Source organism: Geodermatophilus sp. SYSU D00742 (assembly GCF_054049935.1).
Window position 1 is genome coordinate 1 of record NZ_JBJGYJ010000054.1, and the last position, 17,956, is coordinate 17,956.

At 75.4% G+C, this 17,956-nt stretch carries 17 protein-coding genes; 1 reads left to right on the forward strand and 16 read right to left on the reverse strand.

The window, feature by feature from the left end:
• Positions 1-391: 391 nt before the first annotated feature.
• The 12 genes from tyrS to pheS form a co-directional block, all read right to left on the reverse strand.
• Complete coding sequence (gene tyrS / locus ACI78V_RS22135) at positions 392-1,669, reverse strand: tyrosine--tRNA ligase (protein WP_456854786.1); 1,278 nt, start codon at positions 1,667-1,669, stop codon at positions 392-394.
• 44 nt (positions 1,670-1,713) lie between these two features.
• Entirely contained in the window at positions 1,714-2,400 is a 687-nt protein-coding gene (locus ACI78V_RS22140; protein ID WP_456854818.1) for a DNA-3-methyladenine glycosylase, read from the reverse strand.
• The gene (argH, locus tag ACI78V_RS22145) at positions 2,364-3,800 is read right to left on the reverse strand and encodes an argininosuccinate lyase (protein WP_456854788.1); all 1,437 of its coding nucleotides are present in this window, start codon (positions 3,798-3,800) and stop codon (positions 2,364-2,366) included. The genes ACI78V_RS22140 and argH overlap by 37 nt, the downstream gene beginning before the upstream one ends.
• A 3-nt stretch (positions 3,801-3,803) precedes the next feature.
• Positions 3,804-4,334 carry an arginine repressor gene (locus tag ACI78V_RS22150; RefSeq protein WP_456854790.1) on the reverse strand — a complete coding sequence of 177 codons (531 nt, stop codon included), beginning with the start codon at positions 4,332-4,334 and terminating at the stop codon, positions 3,804-3,806.
• Positions 4,335-4,398: 64 nt separating this feature from the next.
• Positions 4,399-5,343, reverse strand: a complete 945-nt coding sequence (gene argF, locus ACI78V_RS22155) for an ornithine carbamoyltransferase (RefSeq protein ID WP_456854792.1) — start codon at positions 5,341-5,343, stop codon at positions 4,399-4,401.
• Positions 5,340-6,521, reverse strand: coding sequence for an acetylornithine transaminase (locus ACI78V_RS22160; protein ID WP_456854794.1), 1,182 nt, complete (start codon positions 6,519-6,521; stop codon positions 5,340-5,342). The genes argF and ACI78V_RS22160 overlap by 4 nt, the downstream gene beginning before the upstream one ends.
• Positions 6,518-7,522, reverse strand: a complete 1,005-nt coding sequence (argB, locus tag ACI78V_RS22165; RefSeq protein WP_456854796.1) for an acetylglutamate kinase — start codon at positions 7,520-7,522, stop codon at positions 6,518-6,520. The genes ACI78V_RS22160 and argB overlap by 4 nt, the downstream gene beginning before the upstream one ends.
• Positions 7,523-7,539: 17 nt before the next feature.
• Complete coding sequence (argJ, locus tag ACI78V_RS22170) at positions 7,540-8,691, reverse strand: bifunctional glutamate N-acetyltransferase/amino-acid acetyltransferase ArgJ (RefSeq protein ID WP_456854798.1); 1,152 nt, start codon at positions 8,689-8,691, stop codon at positions 7,540-7,542.
• Positions 8,688-9,728 carry an N-acetyl-gamma-glutamyl-phosphate reductase gene (gene argC, locus ACI78V_RS22175; protein ID WP_456854801.1) on the reverse strand — a complete coding sequence of 347 codons (1,041 nt, stop codon included), beginning with the start codon at positions 9,726-9,728 and terminating at the stop codon, positions 8,688-8,690. Before argC ends, argJ begins: the two co-directional genes overlap by 4 nt.
• Before the next feature lie 93 nt (positions 9,729-9,821).
• Positions 9,822-10,628, reverse strand: coding sequence for an SDR family NAD(P)-dependent oxidoreductase (locus ACI78V_RS22180; RefSeq protein ID WP_456854803.1), 807 nt, complete (start codon positions 10,626-10,628; stop codon positions 9,822-9,824).
• Positions 10,621-13,083, reverse strand: coding sequence for a phenylalanine--tRNA ligase subunit beta (pheT, locus tag ACI78V_RS22185; protein WP_456854805.1), 2,463 nt, complete (start codon positions 13,081-13,083; stop codon positions 10,621-10,623). The genes ACI78V_RS22180 and pheT overlap by 8 nt, the downstream gene beginning before the upstream one ends.
• A 28-nt stretch (positions 13,084-13,111) precedes the next feature.
• Positions 13,112-14,179 (reverse strand): phenylalanine--tRNA ligase subunit alpha, encoded by a 1,068-nt coding sequence (pheS, locus tag ACI78V_RS22190; protein WP_456854807.1) that lies wholly within the window; start codon positions 14,177-14,179, stop codon positions 13,112-13,114.
• 247 nt (positions 14,180-14,426) lie between these two features.
• Here pheS and ACI78V_RS22195 point away from each other — a divergent pair, with 247 nt between their 5' ends.
• Entirely contained in the window at positions 14,427-15,266 is an 840-nt protein-coding gene (locus tag ACI78V_RS22195) for an EamA family transporter (protein WP_456854809.1), read from the forward strand.
• A gap of 168 nt (positions 15,267-15,434) precedes the next feature.
• On the opposite strand, the gene ACI78V_RS22200 is transcribed toward ACI78V_RS22195, so the two are convergent.
• The 4 genes from ACI78V_RS22200 to infC form a co-directional block, all read right to left on the reverse strand.
• A complete protein-coding gene (locus ACI78V_RS22200) occupies positions 15,435-16,223 on the reverse strand; it encodes a TrmH family RNA methyltransferase (protein ID WP_456854811.1) in 789 nt (262 codons plus the stop codon).
• A gap of 166 nt (positions 16,224-16,389) precedes the next feature.
• Entirely contained in the window at positions 16,390-16,773 is a 384-nt protein-coding gene (rplT, locus tag ACI78V_RS22205; RefSeq protein ID WP_456854814.1) for a 50S ribosomal protein L20, read from the reverse strand.
• Between the two features lie 34 nt (positions 16,774-16,807).
• Positions 16,808-17,002, reverse strand: a complete 195-nt coding sequence (gene rpmI, locus ACI78V_RS22210; RefSeq protein WP_097204960.1) for a 50S ribosomal protein L35 — start codon at positions 17,000-17,002, stop codon at positions 16,808-16,810.
• A 145-nt stretch (positions 17,003-17,147) separates the two neighbouring features.
• Positions 17,148-17,768, reverse strand: coding sequence for a translation initiation factor IF-3 (gene infC, locus ACI78V_RS22215; RefSeq protein ID WP_456854816.1), 621 nt, complete (start codon positions 17,766-17,768; stop codon positions 17,148-17,150).
• Positions 17,769-17,956: the final 188 nt, after the last annotated feature.

The following is a 17,956-nucleotide window of genomic DNA, read 5'->3' on the forward strand; positions in this document are numbered from 1 at the left end:
AGCACGCCGCCAGCGTTCGTCCTGAGCCAGGATCAAACTCTCCGTAGATGAATTTGCATCCATGGCCGAGAACCAAGAGCTAGCACTCTTGATGTCAATCAACCAAAGGAATCCCTCACCACACAAAACCTGTGCAGTGCGGGGGAAATAAAACTTGGCACTGACTTTCGGCACGCTGTTGAGTTCTCAAGGAGCGGACGCGCGGAGAACCAGGCCTCGCGGCCGTCGTCTTCGGCTTGTGGTGTCTCACTCTGGCGCCCGGGCCCGGCCTCGCGGTCGTTCCCGGCGCAGAGAGAAAGTTACGTGGGCCCGGAGGCCGTGTCAAACCGGTGCGCGGTGACGCCGGACACCCCTCGGCAACGGGGGCGTCACACGCCGTTCACACGCCAGGTCAGGCGCCCCGCTGCACCCCGGCGACCGCCCGCTTGCCCCGACGGAGCACCAGCCAACCGCCCGCGAGCCAGGTGTCCTCCCCCGGGACGGCCTCGGCGTCGGTCACCCGCTCGTTGTTGAGGTACGCACCGCCCTCCTTCACCGTCCGCCGCGCCTCCGAGAGGCTGCCGACCAGGCCGGTGAGCTGCAGCAGCTGGGCCACCGTCGGCGTCTCGCCGTCCACGGTGACGCTGCCCGCCTCGCGGAGCGCGGCGCCGAGGGTGTCCGCCCCCAGGGCCGAGAGGTCGTCGCGGCCGAACAGCGCCCGGCCGGCGGCCTCGGCCTGCCGCAGCTCCTCGGGTCCGTGCACGAGGAGGGTCAGCTCCTGGGCGAGGGCGCGCTGGGGAGCGCGGGACGCCGGGCGCTCCACGCTCTCGGCCACGAGCGCCTCGACCTCCTCGGCCGGCCGCTCGGAGTACAGCGGCAGCCAGGCGCGGGCGTCGGCGTCGTCGGCGTTGAGCCAGAACTGGAAGAAGGCGTAGGGCGAGGTGAGCGCCGGGTCGAGCCAGACGGCGCCGCCCTCGGTCTTGCCGAACTTGGTGCCGTCGGACTTGCTCACCAGCGGGGTCGACAGCGCGTGCACCCTCGCGCCCTCGGTGCGGCGCACCAGGTCGATGCCCGCGGTCAGGTTGCCCCACTGGTCCGAGCCCCCGGTCTGCAGCGTCACGCCGTTGCGCCGGTACAGCTCCCGGTAGTCGTTGGCCTGCAGGATCTGGTAGCTGAACTCGGTGTAGCTGATGCCGGCCTCGGAGTTCAGCCGCGCGGAGACGGCCTCCTTCGCCAGCATCTGGCTGACCCGGAAGTGCTTGCCGATCTCCCGCAGGAAGTCGATGGCCGACAGCGGCGCGGTCCAGTCGAGGTTGTTCACGTAGACCGGCGCGGCGAGCCCGTCCCGCTCGGCCGGCACCTCGAGGAACGGCGCCACCTGGGTGCGGATGCTGTCCACCCACCCGGCGACGGTGTCCCGGTCGTTGAGCTGTCGCTCGGCCGTCGGCCGCGGGTCGCCGATCAGCCCGGTGGCACCGCCGACCAGGACGACGGGCCGGTGCCCGGCCCGCTGCAGCGCCCGCAGCACCATGAACTGCAGCAGGTGGCCCACGTGCAGGCTGGGGGCGGTCGGGTCGAAGCCGGCGTAGTAGGTGACCGGCCCGGCCGCGAGGGAGGCACGCAGGGCGTCCTCGTCGGTGCTCTGGGCGATGAGCCCGCGGCGGTGCAGCTCGGAGATCACGTCGGTCACGCGCCCATCCTCGCTGACGCGCGTCGACCCGTGCCCGGGGGTGCTCACCGGACGCCACCCTCGCGGCGCCGTCCCTTCCCACCCGCCCGGAAGGCGCTCACCGAGGCGGCACCGGTCTCCCAGAAGCGCCACGGCAGGTCGGTGGCGACGCTGATGCCGACCCGGGGACCGGTCGACACCTGTCCCGGTCGGTCCCCGCGGTGCAGCCGGACCGGGCTGTCCGGGGAGAGCAGGTCGGCGTCCTTGTCGCCCGGGCCGATCGCCAGCGCCTGGGTCAGCCGGGCCGGCCCGCCGGCGAGGTCCCGCGCGGTCCGGGCGGCGGGCCGCCGGGAGCGGGCCAGCTCCTCCCCCACCACGACGTCCCCGGCCCGCAACAGCACCGCCGACCCCTGCCCCTCCGGGCCGACGACGACGTTGGCGCACCAGTGCACGCCGTAGCTGAAGTAGACGTACAACCGCCCCGGCGGCCCGAACATGATCGCCGCCCGCGGGGTCGGTCCCCGGTGCGAGTGGGCCGCGGGGTCGGTGCCGTCCCCGGCGTAGGCCTCGACCTCGGTGAGCCGCAGGGCCACCTGCCCCTCCGCGCGGTCGGTGACCAGCCAGCACCCGAGCAGCGTCGGGGCCACGACGTCCGGCGGCCCGAGCAGCTCCTCGGGTGTGAGGAGCGGCCCGGGCCGGCCGGCGGACGACGAGCTCAGAGCGCGGCCGCCACGGGTGAGGACGACGCCCAGTCGGCGTGCTGCCGGGTGAGGTCGGCGAGCCGGGTCAGCTGCTCGGCGACCCGTTCCGGCGCCGTCCCACCCCGGGCGCTGCGGGCCGCCAGCGCGCCGCGCACGGTGAGCACGGAGCGCACGCCGGGGGTCAGCCGCTCGTCGATGCCGGCCAGCTGGTCGTCGTCGAGCTCGTCGAGCTCGAGGCCGGCCTCCTCGCAGAAGGCGACCATGGCGCCGCTGATCTCGTGCGCCGAGCGGAACGGCACGCCCTGCCGGACCAGCCACTCCGCGACGTCGGTGGCGAGGGCGAAGCCCTGGGGCGCCGCGGCCTCCAGGACCTCCGGACGCAGCGTCAGGGTGGCCGTCATCCCGGTGACGGCGGGCAGCAGGAGCAGCAGCTGCTCCATGGAGTCGAAGACCGGCTCCTTGTCCTCCTGCAGGTCCCGGTCGTAGGCCAGCGGCAGGCCCTTGAGCATCGTGAGCAGGCCGGTGAGGTTGCCGACGAACCGGCCGGACTTGCCCCGGGCGAGCTCGGCGATGTCGGGGTTCTTCTTCTGCGGCATGATCGACGACCCGGTCGCCCAGGAGTCGTCGAGCCGGGCCCAGCCGAACTCGGTCGACGTCCACAGCACGACCTCCTCCCCCAGCCGGGACAGGTGGACCCCGATGAGCGCGGCGGCGAAGCAGAACTCGGCGGCGAAGTCACGGTCGCTCACGCCGTCCACCGAGTTGTCCGAGGCGCGGTCGAAGCCGAGCTCGGCGGCGACGGCGTCGGGGTCCAGCGGGAGCGAGGAGCCGGCCAGCGCGCCGGAGCCGTAGGGGCTGACGGCGGTGCGCCGGTCCCAGTCCCGCAGCCGGTCCACGTCCCGGGCGAACGAGTGCACGTGGGCGAGCAGCTGGTGGGCGATGAGCACCGGCTGGGCGTGCTGGAGGTGGGTCATGCCCGGTGCCGCGACGTCCTGGTAGCGCTGCGCGAGGCCCAGCAGCGCGTACTCCAGCGAGGAGAGCTCCCCGACGAGGCTGCGCACGTGGTGGCGCAGGTAGAGCCGCAGGTCGGTGGCGATCTGGTCGTTGCGGCTGCGGCCGGCGCGCAGCTTGCCGCCGAGGGGGCCGAGCTTCTGCGACAGCCCCCGCTCGAGCGCCTCGTGCACGTCCTCGTCGGACTCGAGCGCGGTGAAGGTGCCCGCCTCGACCTCGTTGGACAGCTCGGTGAGGGCCCCCAGCATCTGCTCCAGCTCGTCGTCGGTGAGCAGACCGGCCCGGTGCAGCACCCGCGCGTGGGCGCGGGAGCCGGCCAGGTCGAACGGCGCCAGTCGCCAGTCGAAGTGGGTCGACTTGGACAACGCCGCCAGCGCCGCGGAGGGGCCGCCGCCGAAGCGGCCGCCCCACAGACGGGTGTCCGGAGGTGCGGAGGTCACGGATCAGCTCTCTTCCAGGTCCGACGTCAGTTCGGGGTAGACCGCCGGGGTGCGCGCGGCGAGCGCCCGCAGCCGGTCGGCCAGTGCGGGGCCGCCGTCGGGCGCGCGGGACACGACCAGGAGAGTGTCGTCCCCCGCGATCGTGCCCAGGACGTCGGGGAGGCCGACCTTGTCCAGGGCCGAGGCCAGGAACTGCGCGGCGCCGGGGGGCGTGCGCAGGACGGCCAGGTTGGCGCTGCCCTCCGCGCTGGTCAGCAGGTCGGCCAGCAGCCGGGTCAGCCGGGCCGGGGCGGCCTGCGCCGGGCGCAGCGGGGCGTTCTCCGGCGGCAGCACGTAGGACGCCGGTGCGCCGTCCGAGCCGCGCATCTTGACCGCGCCCAGCTCCTCCAGGTCCCGCGACAGCGTGGCCTGGGTGACCTCGATGCCGGACCCGGCCAGCAGCGCGGCGAGCTGGGTCTGCGAGGTGACCGGCTGGGTGTCGATGAGCTCACGGATCCGGGCCTGCCGCGCGGAGCGGGTGAGCGCGCCGGTCACCCCGCTCGCTCCCGCAGGCGCGACGGACGCACACCGTGCCCGACGGACGTGGTGACGCTCGGTCTCATGACCTCTCCAGCAGCCAGACGAGCAACGCCTTCTGGGCGTGCAGCCGGTTCTCCGCCTCGTCCCAGACGGCGCTGTGCGGACCGTCGATGACCTCGGCGGCGATCTCCTTGCCGCGGTAGGCCGGCAGGCAGTGCAGGACGACGGCGTCGGCGTCGGCCCGGGCCAGCGCGGCGTCGTCCACCGCGTAGGGCAGGAACGGCGCGGTGCGGGACTCGTACTCGCCCTCCTGGCCCATGGAGACCCAGGTGTCGGTGACCAGGACGTCGGCGCCGTCGGCGGCGGCCGCGGCGTCGGCGGTCCAGGCGACCGAGCCGCCGGTCTGCGCGGCGATGTCCTCGGCGCGCTCCAGCACCTCCTTGGACGGCTGGAACTCCGCCGGCGAGCCGATCCGCACGTGCATGCCGGCGGTGGCCCCGCCCAGCAGGTACGAGTGCGCCATGTTGTTGGCCCCGTCGCCGAGGTAGGTCATCGACCGGCCGGCCAGCGAGCCCTTGCGCTCGATGACCGTCTGCAGGTCGGCGAGGATCTGGCAGGGGTGGAACTCGTCGGTGAGCGCGTTGACCACCGGCACCCGGCTCACCGCGGCCATGGCCTCGATGCGGTCCTGGCCGAAGGTGCGCCAGACGATCGCCGCGGCCTGCCGGTCGAGCACGCGGGTGGTGTCCTCGATCGGCTCACCGCGGCCCAGCTGGCTGGAGCCGGCGTCGATGACCAGCGGGTAGCCGCCGAGCTCGGCGACGCCGACGGAGAAGGACACCCGGGTGCGGGTGGAGGGCTTGTCGAACAGCACCGCCACCGCCCGCGGCACCCCGTGGGGAGCGGCGAGCGGGGTGGGCGCCTCGGCCGTGTGCCGGGTCCGCTTGAGCTCGGCGGCCAGCGCCAGCACCTCGGCCTGCTCGGCCGGGCTCAGGTCGTCGTCGCGCAGGAAGTGCCGGGTCACTGCTGGGCCGCCGCGTCGAGGGCGGCCGGGAGCGCCGTGACGAAGGCGTCGACCTGTGCGTCGGTCAGCACCAGGGACGGCGCCAGCCGCAGCACGTCGGGCGCGACGGCGTTGGTGAGGAAGCCGGCGTCCCGCAGGGCCGCCTCCAGCGCGGCGGCGACCGGCGCGGTCAGGACGACGCCGAGCAGCGCGCCCCGCCCCCGGACCCCGCGGACCCCGGCGTGGCCGAGGCCCTCGATCCCGGCGGTGAACCGGTGCTCGAGCTCCTTGGCCCGCTCGAGCAGCCCCTCGTCGCGGATCGTGTCGAGGACGGCCAGCGCGGCGGCCGCGGCGATCGGGTTGCCGCCGAAGGTCGAGCCGTGGGAGCCGGCGGTCAACAGGTCCGCGGCCGCGCCGAAGGCGAGGGTCGCGCCGATCGGCAGCCCACCGCCGAGTGCCTTGGCCAGGGTGACGACGTCGGGCTGCAGGCCGTCGGCCTGGTGCGCGAACCAGTGGCCGGTGCGGCCGGTGCCGGTCTGCACCTCGTCGACGGCGAACAGTGCACCGGCGTCCTGAGCGGTGCGCGCCGCCGCGGCCAGGTAGCCGGCCGGCGCGGGCAGCACGCCGCCCTCGCCGAGCATCGGCTCGAGCAGCACCATCGCCGTCTGCTGGGAGACGGTGCCGGCCAGGGCCTCGGGATCGCCGTAGGGCACGTACCGCACCCCGCCGGGCAGCGGGGCGAAGGCCGCGGCCTTCGACGGCTGACCGGTCAGCGCCAGCGCGCCCATGGTCCGGCCGTGGAAGGCGCCCTCGGCGGTGACCACCTCCGACCGCCCGGTCAGCCGGCTGATCTTGAACGCCGCCTCGTTGGCCTCGGCGCCGGAGTTGCAGAAGAACACCCGTCCGGGCCGGCCGGCCAGCTCCAGCAGCCGCTCGGCCAGCAGGACGCCGGGCTCGTGCATCGCCAGGTTGGAGACGTGCCCCAGGGTCTGCGCCTGCCGGGTGATCGCCTCGGTGACCCGCGGGTGGGCGTGGCCGAGGATCGTCGTCGCGATGCCGCCGAGCAGGTCGGTGTACTCCCGGCCGTCGACGTCCCACACGGTCGCCCCGGCGCCGCGCGCCAGCGCGACCGGCGGGGTCTTGTAGTTGCCCATCATCACGGCCGACCAGCGGGTGGCCAGCTCCTCCGTGTGGGTCATGCCGGCTCCCTCCCGGGCTCGGCCGGGACCACCATGGTCCCGGTCCCTTCCGTCGTGAACATCTCCAGCAGCAGGGCGTGCGGCGACCGGCCGTCGACGACGGTCGCCCGCTTCACCCCGCCGTTGACCGCCCGCAGGCAGGCGGTCATCTTCGGCACCATCCCGGCGTCCAGGGTCGGCAGGATCTCGGCCAGCTCGGCGGCGTCGATCTGCTGCACCAGGGAGTCGCGGTCGGGCCAGTCGGCGTAGAGCCCCTCGACGTCGGTGAGGACGACCAGCTTCACCGCGTGCAGCGCCACCGCGAGGGCGGCCGCGGCGGTGTCGGCGTTGACGTTGTGCACCACGCCGTCGGCGTCCGGGGCGACCGTGGCGACGACCGGGATGTGCCCGGACTCCAACAGCGCGGTGACCGGCGTGGGGTCGACGGCGACCACGTCACCGACCAGGCCGACGTCCACCGGCCGGCCCTCGACGAGGGCGTGCGTGCGGGCGGCGGTGAACAGCCCGCCGTCCTCCCCCGACAGGCCGACGGCCAGCGGCCCGTGCTGGTTGATCAGTCCGACGACCTCGGGGGTCACCTGCCCGGTGAGCACCATCCGGACGACGTCGATCGTCTCGGGCGTGGTCACCCGCAGGCCACCGCGGAACTCGCTCTCGATGCCCAGCCGGCCGAGCATCTCGGTGATCTGGGGGCCGCCGCCGTGCACCACGACCGGGTGGATGCCGCAGGTGCGCAGGAAGACCATGTCCTCGGCGAAGGCCCGGCGGCACTCCTCGTCGACCATGGCGTGCCCGCCGTACTTCACGACGACGACGTTGCCGTGGAACTCCTTGAGCCACGGCAGCGCACCGGTGAGGACGGCGACCTTCAGCCGGTCGCCCTCGGGGTCGTCGGTGCGCATGACCCGGCGGGTGCCGACCTTCGGCGGCCGCGTCAGCTCGTCGACGCGGACGTCGGGTGGCGTCGGGTCCTGCGCGTCCGGGTCGTGGGTGGTGGTCACGTGGGGTCCTGGCTGGCTCATGTGGAGTAGGCCGAGTTCTCGTGGACGTAGGCGATGGACAGGTCGTTGGTCCAGATGGTCGCCTGCTCCGTACCCGCCCTCAGGTCGACGTCGATGGTGATCTCCCGGCCGGTGAGGTCCACGCCCTCGCGGGGGTCGCCGATCGCGCCGCCCCGGCAGACGGTGACGCCGTTGATCGTGACGTCGACCCGGTCGGGCTCGAAGGCGGCGTCGGTGGTGCCGATCGCGGCGAGCACCCGGCCCCAGTTGGGGTCGTTGCCGAACAGCGCGGTCTTGAGCAGGTTGTTCCGGGCACAGGCCCGGCCGGCGGTGAGCGCGTCGTCGACGCTGGCGGCGTTGCGGACGGTGATCGCGATGTCCTTGGTCGACCCCTCGGCGTCGGCCAGCAGCTGCATCGCGAGGTCGGTCGCCGCCGCGGTGAGCGCCTCGGTGACCTCCGCCGCGGTGGGGGTGACCCCGCTGGCCCCGGAGGCCATGACGAGCACGGTGTCGTTGGTGGACAGGCAGCCGTCGGAGTCGACCCGTTCGAAGCTGACGCTGGTCGCCTCCTTCAGCGCGGTCTGCAGGACCCCGGCGGGGACCACCGCGTCGGTGGTGAGGACGACGAGCATCGTGGCCAGGCTCGGCGCGAGCATGCCGGCGCCCTTGGCCATGCCGCCGACGGTCCAGCCCCCGCGGGCCTGCACCGTCGTCTTCGGCACGCTGTCGGTGGTCATGATCGCCGACGCGGCGTCCTCACCGCCCGTCCCCGACAGCGCCTCCGCCGCGGCGGTGACCCCGGCGGTCAGCCGGTCCATGGGCAGCCGGACACCGATCAGCCCGGTGGAGGCCACCGCGACGTCGATCGCGCCGATGCCCAGCTCCCCCGCCACGTGCTCGGCGGTGGCGTGGGTGTCCTGGAAACCCTCCGCGCCGGTGCAGGCGTTGGCGCCACCGGAGTTGAGGACGACCGCCTTCACCCGGCCGGTGGACAGCACCTGCCGGCTCCACTGCACCGGCGCGGCCGGGAAGCGGTTGGTGGTGAAGACCGCGGCGGCGGCGTCGTCCGGGCCGTCGTTGACGACGAGGGCGACGTCGTTGGCGCCGGTGCTCTTGAGGCCCGCGGCGACGCCCGCGGCGCGGAAGCCCCGGGGCGCGGTCGTGGTCACGGCGCCACCCCCACCACGGGCAGGCCGGTGGTCTCGGGCAGGCCGAGGGCCAGGTTGGCGCACTGGATCGCCGCTCCCCCGGTGCCCTTAGTAAGGTTGTCGACCGCGGCGACGACGACCAGCCGGCCGGCGTCGGAGTCGACGGCCAGCTGCAGCGCGACGGTGTTCGCGCCGAGCACCTGCGCCGTCGTCGGCCACTGCCCCTCGGGGAGCACGTGCACGAACGGCTCGTCGGCGTAGGCCTTCTCGTAGGCGGCCCGCGCGGCGGCGGCGTCGCTGCCCGGCGTCAGGGGCGCCGAGCAGGTGGCGAGGATGCCGCGGCTCATCGGGACCAGCGTCGGGGTGAAGCTCACGGTCACCTCGGCGCCGGCCGCCTGCGAGAGGTTCTGCACCATCTCGGGGGTGTGCCGGTGCACGCCCCCGACGCCGTAGGCGCTGACCGAGCCCATGACCTCGCTGCCCAGCAGGTGCGGCTTCGCGGACTTCCCGGCGCCGGAGGTGCCGCTCGCGGCGACGACCACCACGTCGGGCTCGACCAGGCCGGCGGCCAACGCCGGCGCCAGCGCCAGCGTGACCGAGGTCGGGTAGCAGCCGGGGACGGCGATCCGCCGGGCGCCGGCCAGCTGCTCCCGCTGGCCGGGCAGCTCGGGCAGCCCGTAGGGCCAGGAGCCCGCGTGCTCGCCGCCGTACCACCGCGCCCACGCCGCGGGGTCGTTGAGCCGGTGGTCGGCGCCGCAGTCGACGACGAGGGTGTCGTCGGACAGCTGGGCGGCGATCGCGGCCGACTCCCCGTGCGGCAGGGCCAGCACCACGACGTCGTAGCCGCTCAGCGCGGCGGCGTCACTGGGCTGCACCTCGAGGTCGGCGTACGGGAGCAGGTGGGGCTGCAGCTCACCGAGGCGTCGCCCGGCGCTGGAATTGGCGTGCACCCCGGCCAACCGCAGGGCCGGGTGCCCGGCCAGCAGCCGGCACACCTCACCCCCGGCGTACCCGGTGGCGCCGGTGACCCCGACCGTCCACGTCTGCCCTGTACTCACGATGCATGACCATACACGGCTATGCATGACCGTTCATCGGTGTATCCGCCGGCTACCGACGCCTCGCGCAGGACCGACCGGGAGGGCGCAGGGTCAGGCGAGGGGGTCGGCGTCCCCGTAGGGGTGCAGGCGCAGCTGCCGGGCGTCCCCCTCCGGCCGCAGCACGCGGAGGGTGTCGAGGTCGTCGCCGCCCACCCGCAGGAACCGGCCCGACCACGCGTCGAGCTCGCCGGCGGCCACCGCGGCGACGAACGCGACGACGTCGGCCGGGTCGGTCCAGTCGGTGCGGCCGCGGTGCATCGGCATCGCCGCGGTCATGTCGGTGCGCACCACGCCGGGCGCGACGTCGAAGACCCGGACGTCGCTGCCCTCGAGCGCGCCGGCCAGCGCCTCGGTCATGCGCATGAGGCCGGTCTTGGCCACCGAGTAGGCCGAGTACTCCGGGCGGGCGCGCACGCTCATCCCGCTGGCCAGGTTGACCACCCGGCCGCGGTTGCGCAGCACCATCCACGGGACGACGGCGCGGCACAGCAGGAACCCGCCGCGGACGTGGCTGGACACGACGTCCCACCACTGGTCGGGATCGGCCTCCCAGAGCGGTTCCTCGGCGGCGTCGACCAGCCCGGCGTTGTTGACCAGCAGGTCGACCGGGCCGAGCTCCTCCCGGACCCGCGCCACCGCCTCGTCCACCGCCGCCCGGTCGGTGACGTCGGCGGCGACGGCCAGCGTGCGGGCGCCGGTCGCGGCGGCCACGTCCGCCATGGTGGCGGCCAGCCGCTCGCCGCCCCGGGCCAGCCCGGCCACCGCCGCGCCGCGCTCGGCCAGCCCCTGCACCAGGTGCCGGCCGATGCCCGTCGAGGCCCCGGTGACCAGCGCGACGGAGCCGGCGAGGTCAGCCACGGAGCTCGGCGCCCGTCCGCTCGGCGGCCGCAGCGACCGCCGCGTCGCGCACCGTGGTCGCCTCCTCGCTGGTCAGCGTCCGGTCCGGCGCCCGCAGGGTGAGCGCGTAGGCCAGGGACCGGGAGCCGGCCGGCACCGGCGGGCCCGCGTAGACGTCGAACAGCCGCAGCGACTCCAGCAGCTCCCCGGCGCCCGCGCGCACCGCCGCGTCCACCTCGGCGGCGGGCACCTCGTCGCGGACGACGAGCGCCAGGTCCAGCAGCACCGGCGGGAACGCCGACACCGCGGGGGCGACCGGCACCGGGGCCGGCGGGAGCGCGTCGACGTCGAGCTCCATGACCGAGGTCCGGGCGGGGAGGTCGAGCGCGGTGCACACCCGCGGGTGCAGCTCACCGGCGTGGCCGACGACCCGGTCGTCGACCACCAGCTCGGCGCAGCGGCCGGGGTGCCAGGGCGCCCGCGTCCCGGCCCGGACGGTCAGCTCCACACCGGCCGCCGCGGCGACCCGCCGGGCGGCCTGCACGGCGTCGGCCCATCCCGCCGGTCGGCCCGGGCCCCACCAGCCGCGCGGCTCGCGGTTGCCGGCCAGCGCCACGGCCACGTGCCAGGGCTGGTCCGGGACCGCCCCGAGCAGGGCGGCCAGCGTCTCGTCGTCCGGGCGCCGGTCGACGCCCGGCAGCGGCGCGGGGCGGCGTCGCCCACCGGGGAAGACCGCGCCGTGCTCGAACAGCGCCACGTCCCGCTGGCCGCGGGAGAGGTTGCGGGCGAGCGTGGCGAGCAGGCCGGGGAGCAACGTGGTGCGCAGCGCCGGCTCCTCCTCCGAGAGCGGGTTGCGGACCAGCACCACCTCGCGGCGGGGGTCGCCGACGTCCAGGCCGAGGGCGTCCAGCACGGGCTCCCCGACGAACGGGTAGGACGGCGCCTCCACGTAGCCGGCCTCGGCGAGGGTGCGGCCGATCGCGCGGCGGCGGCGCTGGCTCTCGGTCAGCCCGCGCCCGGGCGGGGCGGTGGGCAGCACCGAGGGGACGTCGTCGTAGCCGGCCAGCCGGACGACCTCCTCGACCAGGTCGGCCGGGTCGGTGAGGTCCGGCCGCCACGGCGGCGGGGTGACCGCCAGCTGAGCGCCCTCGCCGTCGACCGTGCAGCCGACCTGGGCCAGCAGCTCGACGACCTGCGCCGGCGGATAGGGCACGCCGGCCACCCGGCCGGGCCGGTCGGACTCCAGCGCGATCGCCGGCCGCGGGCCGCGGGTGTCGACGTCCACCGGGGTGCCGACGACGCGGGCGCCGCCGAACTCGGCCAGGAGCGCCGCCGCGCGGGCCAGCGCGACCATCGTCATCTCCGGGTCGACGCCGCGCTCGAAGCGCTTGGCCGCCTCGCTGGGCAGCCGGTGCCGGCGGGCGGTGCGGGCCACCCCGGTGGGCTCCCAGTGCGCCGCCTCCAGCAGCACGTCGGTCGTGCCCTCGCCGATCTCGGTGGACGCCCCGCCCATCACCGCGGCCAACCCGATGGGTCCGGTGTCGTCGGTGATCAGCAGGTCGTCGGCGTCCAGCGCGCGGTCGACGCCGTCCAGGGTGGTCAGCCGCTCGCCGGTCCGCGCCCGGCGGACGACGATCGGGCCGGTGACCGCGGCGCGGTCGAAGGCGTGCATCGGCTGGCCGAGCTCGAGCATCACGTAGTTCGTGACGTCGACCGCCAGCGAGATGCTGCGGACGCCGGACTGCGCCAGCCGCCGGCGCATCCACCAGGGGCTGGGGGCGGTCGGGTCCAGGCCCTCCAGCGCGATCATCGAGAAGCGGTCGCAGCGGTCGGCGTCCTCGACGGCGACCCGCCAGGCCGGCTCACCCGACCAGGTCGGCAGCGTGGCCGCGCCCGGGTCGCGCCAGTCGACGCCGAGGCCGGTGCCCATCTCGCGGGCGATGCCGCGCATCGACAGGCAGTAGCCGCGGTCAGGGGTGATCGCCAGCTCGATGACGACGTCGTCCAGGCCGACCACCGGCCCGGCCGGGGTACCCGGCTCGGGGGCGCCGTCCCCCAGCACCAGGATCCCGGCGTGGTCCTCCCCGATGCCGAGCTCGCGGGCCGAGCAGATCATCCCGTCGGAGAGCCGGTCGTAGGTCCTGCGCGAGGCGATCTCGAAGCCGCCGGGCAGCACCGCCCCGGGCAGCGCCACGACGACGGCGTCGCCGACCACGAAGTTGCGGGCACCGCAGACGATGCCCCGGGGCTCGCCCTCCCCCGCGTCGACCCGGCAGTAACGGATCGGCTTCTTGAAGCCGGCCAGCTCCTCGATCTCCAGCACCCGGCCGACGACCAGCGGGCCGGTGACCTCCTCGGGCCGGTGGATCTCCTCGACCTCCAGGCCCAGCCGCACGAACGCGGTGTCGAGGTCCTCGACGGTGATGCCCCCGGGGAGGTCGACGTGCTCGGCCAGCCAGCCGATGGGGACCCTCACTGCTGCTCCGTCCTGCTCGTGGTGGTGGTCACTGCTCGATGCCGAAGGCCGTCGTGAACCGGACGTCGCCCTCGACCATGTCGCGCATGTCGGGCACGCCCGAGCGGAACTGCAGCGCCCGCTCGATGCCCAGGCCGAAGGCGAAGCCGCTGCACTCGTCGGGGTCGATGCCGCAGGCGACCAGCACCCGGGGGTTGACCATCCCGCAGCCGCCCCACTCGACCCAGCGCGGACCGTCGCGGTGCTCGGGGAACCAGACGTCGAACTCCGCCGACGGCTCGGTGAAGGGGAAGTACGACGGCCGCCAGCGGGTGACCGCGTCGGCGCCGAACAGCACCCGGGCGAGGTGGTCGAGCGTGCCGCGCAGGTGCGCCATGGTCAGCCCGCGGTCGACGGCCAGGCCCTCGACCTGGTGGAAGACCGGGGTGTGCGTGGCGTCGAGCTCGTCGGTGCGGTACGTCCGCCCCGGGGCCACCACGTAGATCGGCGGCGTACGGGCCAGCATCGTCCGGGCCTGGACGGGGCTGGTGTGCGTGCGCAGCACCAGCCCGGAGTCCTCCGGGGCGACGAAGAACGTGTCCATCATCGTGCGGGCGGGGTGGTCGCGGCCGATGTTGAGCGCGTCGAAGTTCAGCCACTCGGCCTCGAGTTCGGGCCCCTCGGCGACCTCGTAGCCCATGCCGACGAAGACGTCGCCGATCCGCTCCATCAGCGTGGTGATGGGGTGCCGCGCGCCGCGGGGCGTGCGGTCCCACGGCAGTGTCACGTCGACCCGCTCCTCGGCCAGCACCCGGGCGTCACGCTCGGCCTCGAGCTCGGCCAGGCGGGCGGCGTGGGCCTCGGTGACGGCGATGCGCGCGGCGTTGACCCGCTTGCCGGCGTCGGACCGGGCGGCCGGCGGCAGCGCGCCGAGCTCGCGGCGGGCCAGCAGGACCGGGGCGCGGTCACCCAGGTGCGCGGGGCGCACGGCGGCCAGCTCCTCCAGGCTCCCGGCCGCGGCGAACGCCTTCTGGGCCTCGGCGACCGCGGCGTCGAGGGCCTCGGCGGAGAGGGCGGCGACCTGCTTGGGGTCGTAGGGGTCGTTGGCGCCAGACACGGGAGGCCATTCTGCCCGCCGGGTGGCCGCCACCGCCGCCGGGTTCCTGGCGCCCCCGACCCCCGCCGGGACCGGCGATGTCGTCGGCACCCGGGCCGGGCAGCCCACGACATCGGCGATCCCGCGGGAGACGCGCCAGCGACCGCAGCAGGGCTGCCGACCTCCCCGTGCCGCGGGACCAGGCCGCTCACCGGGTGCTAGACAGGCGGTCGGGCACGCGCCGGCGCGCCCGGTTCGGAGGTCGGGCGTGGCGGTCCTGCTGGCGCTGGCCAGCGCGGTGGTCTACGGGATGGCCGACTTCTGCGGTGGTCTGGCCACCCGGCGGGCGACCGCGTTCGCCGTCGTCGCGCTGTCCCAGACGGCGGGCCTGGGAGGGCTGCTGCTCCTGCTCCCCTGGCTCGGCGGCGACCCGACGGCCGCGGACCTGCTGTGGGGGGCGTCCGCGGGCGCGGCCGGGGCCGCCGGGCTGGTCCTCTTCTACCGCGCGCTGGCCGAGGGCGTGATGAGCGTCGTCGCGCCGGTGACCGCCGTGTCGGCAGCGGCGATCCCGGTCGTGGTCGGTCTCGGCTTCGGCGAGCGGCTGGCCTCGTGGGCCGTCGTGGGCATCGGGCTGGCGCTGGTCGCCGTCGTCCTCGTGGCCGCGGAGGACGGGCTGACGTCGCTGCGCTCGGCCCGGCCGGCCGGCCTGGTGCCGGCGCTGGCCGCCGGGGCGGGGTTCGGCCTGTTCTTCGTGCTCCTGGACCGGACCAGCGGGGCCGCCGGGCTCACACCGCTGGTCGGCGCCCGCGTGGTGTCGGTGGTGCTGGTCGTCGTCCTCGCGCTGTCGGCCGGCCGGTCGCTGGGTGTGCCCCGCGCCGCGCTGCCCGTCGTCCTGGTGGCCGGGGTCGGCGACATGGCGGCCAACGCGCTGTTCCTCCTGGCCACGCAGCAGGGGCAGTTGGCGATCACCGGCGTCCTCGCCTCGCTGTACCCGGTGAGCACCGTCGTCCTGGCCCAGGTGGTGCTGCGGGAGCGGCTGGCCGGCACGCAGGTGGCCGGGCTGGCCGCGGCCGGCGCCGTGGTGGTGCTCATCGCGCTGCCCGCCTGACTCCCCCGGTGGCCGGGGCGGCCCCGGTCGGGCTCGGCTCCACCCGAGCGGCTGCAGCCCGCCCCCCCTGCGTGGACCCGGCGGCGCGGACCGCGCCGCGGTGCTGCTCGCCGCCGGCAGTCGCGGGGCGGATGCGCCGTCCCGCCTGGCCGAGCCGGTCGCCCGGGGTCAGCCCTGGGCGAGCTGGGTGGTGTAGAGGCAGATCGCCGCGGCCGCGGCGAGGTTGAGGCTCTCCGCCCGGCCGCGCATCGGGATGCGGACCCGGGCGTCGGCCAGCGCGGCCAGCTCCGCGGGCACGCCGCGCGCCTCGTTGCCGAACAGCCACAGCACCGGCCCGGCGAGCCGGTCGCCCAGCTCGGGCAGCGCCGCCTCGCCCCCGCCGTCCGCGGCGAGCACGGTGACGCCGGCTGCCTGCAGCCGCGGCAGCAGCTCCGGCAGGGGTGCCCCGCGGACGACGTCGACGTGGAAGAGGCTGCCCGCGCTCGAGCGCACCGCCTTGCCGCCGTACGGGTCGGCCGAGCCGGCACCGAAGACCACCGCACCCCCGCCGCAGGCGTCCGCGGTCCGCAGCACGGTGCCGGCGTTGCCCGGGTCGGCGAGCTCGGCGAGGGCGACCGACAGCCGCGGGGGCGCGGCGACGAGCGCGTCGGCGGGCACGTCCCGCAGCGCGCAGACCGCCACCAGGCCCTGCGGGGTCACCGTCTCCGACAGCGCGGCGGCGGCCTTCTCGGTGACCGGGCGCACCGGCACGGGCGTCCCGGTGAGCAGGTCCGCGGCCGCCTCGGCCGCGGCGGCGGTCGCGAACACCTCGCGGACGGCGGCCGGGTCGGCCAGCGCCTCCGCCACCGCCTGGCGGCCCTCGGCGAGGAACAGGCCGGCGGCGTCCCGGCCGGCCCGCCGCGTCAGCTTGCGCGCGGCCACGACCCGGGCCGAGCGCTCGGTCAGCGGTCCGGTCACCGCTCGTCCTCCTCCTGCGCGGGATCGGCGATCTCGGCGTCATCAGCGGCTGACCGCCCCGGGGTCGCCGATCTCGGAGCGGTCAGCCGCAGTACACACGGCGACGCCGCCGGCGCCGGCCCGCGAGGGCCGGTCACCGACGGCGTCGGGACGTGCTGCGCCGGGCTCAGGCGGCCTGGTCGCCGACCGGGGCGGCGGCGACGGCAGCGCGCGCGGTCTCCACCAGGGCGGCGAAGGCGGCCGGTTCGTTGACGGCCAGCTCGGCCAGGACACGACGGTCCAGCTCGATGCCGGCCAGCTTCAGGCCCTGCATGAACCGGTTGTAGGTCATGTCGTTCTGGCGGGCCGCGGCGTTGATGCGGGTGATCCACAGCTTGCGGAAGTCACCCTTGCGCACCTTGCGGTCGCGGTAGTTGTAGGTGGCCGAGTGGAGGATCTGCTCCTTGGCCTTGCGGTAGAGCCGGGACCGCTGGCCCCGGTAGCCGCTGGCGGCCTCGAGGGTCGTCCGGCGCTTCTTCTGGGCGTTGACCGCCCGCTTCACGCGTGCCACGTGAGTGCTCCTGTCTTCTCGTTGCGGAGGGCGCTCAGCGGCCCAGCAGCTTCTTCATCCGGGGGGAGTCGGCCGGGGAGAGGACACCGATGCCGCTCACCCGCCGCTTGCGCCCGGACGACTTCACCTCGAACTTGTGCTGGTTGTTCGTGTGCTCGCGCACGAGCTTCCCGGAGCCCGTCACGCGCACGCGCTTCGCCGTGCCCTTGTGGGTCTTCTGCTTCGGCATGTCCTCGGTCCTCGTTCGTGGTTGTCGGCGCCGCGCGGCAGCACGTGGCTGCCGCGACGGCGCCGGCCGTCTCGGTGGTGCTGTCCCGGCCCTCCCGCAGGGCCCCGCCGCGAGCTCGCGACCGGCGGGGGCGGGAGGGCCTGCATCAGGCCGGAGGGGCCTGCTCCTCGGCGGCCTGCCGCTCGGCCTTCGCGTTGCGTCGCGAAGCGTCGCTGGCCGCCTGGTTCCGGTGCGGGGCGATCACCATGACCATGTTCCGGCCGTCCTGCTTCGGGTTGGACTCGACGACGCCGAGCTCGGCGACGTCGGCGGCCAGCCGCTGCAGCAGCCGGTAGCCCATCTCCGGCCGGGACTGCTCGCGGCCGCGGAACATCACGGTGATCTTGACCTTGTCGCCGCTCTTGAGGAAGCGCTCGACGTGGCCCTTCTTGGTCTCGTAGTCGTGCGGGTCGATCTTCAGGCGCAGCCGCATCTCCTTGATGACGGTGAGCGCCTGGTTCCGCCGGGCCTCGCGGGCCTTCTGGGCGGACTCGTACTTGAACTTCCCGTAGTCCATGAGCTTGGCGACCGGCGGCCGGGCCATGGGAGCGACCTCGACGAGGTCGAGCTCGGAGTCCTGGGCCAGGCGCAGCGCCTCGCCGATCGGCACGATGCCGACCTGCTCGCCCTCGGGGCCGACCAGGCGGACCTCGGGGACGCGGATACGGTCGTTGATGCGGGGCTCGGTGATGGCCTCTCCTCTGCTCTTGCACGGGAGGAGTCGCACCCGGCCGGATGCCGGAGAAGACGAAGGCCCCGCGAGCGTCTGCTCACGGGGCCCACTCTCCGGGGTGGGGGGGGGGGGGGGGGGGGGGGGGGGGGGGGGGGGGGGGGGGGGGGGGGGGGGGGGGGGGGGGGGGGGGGGGGGGGGGGGGGGGGGGGGGGGGGGGGGGGGGGGGGGGGGGGGGGGGGGGG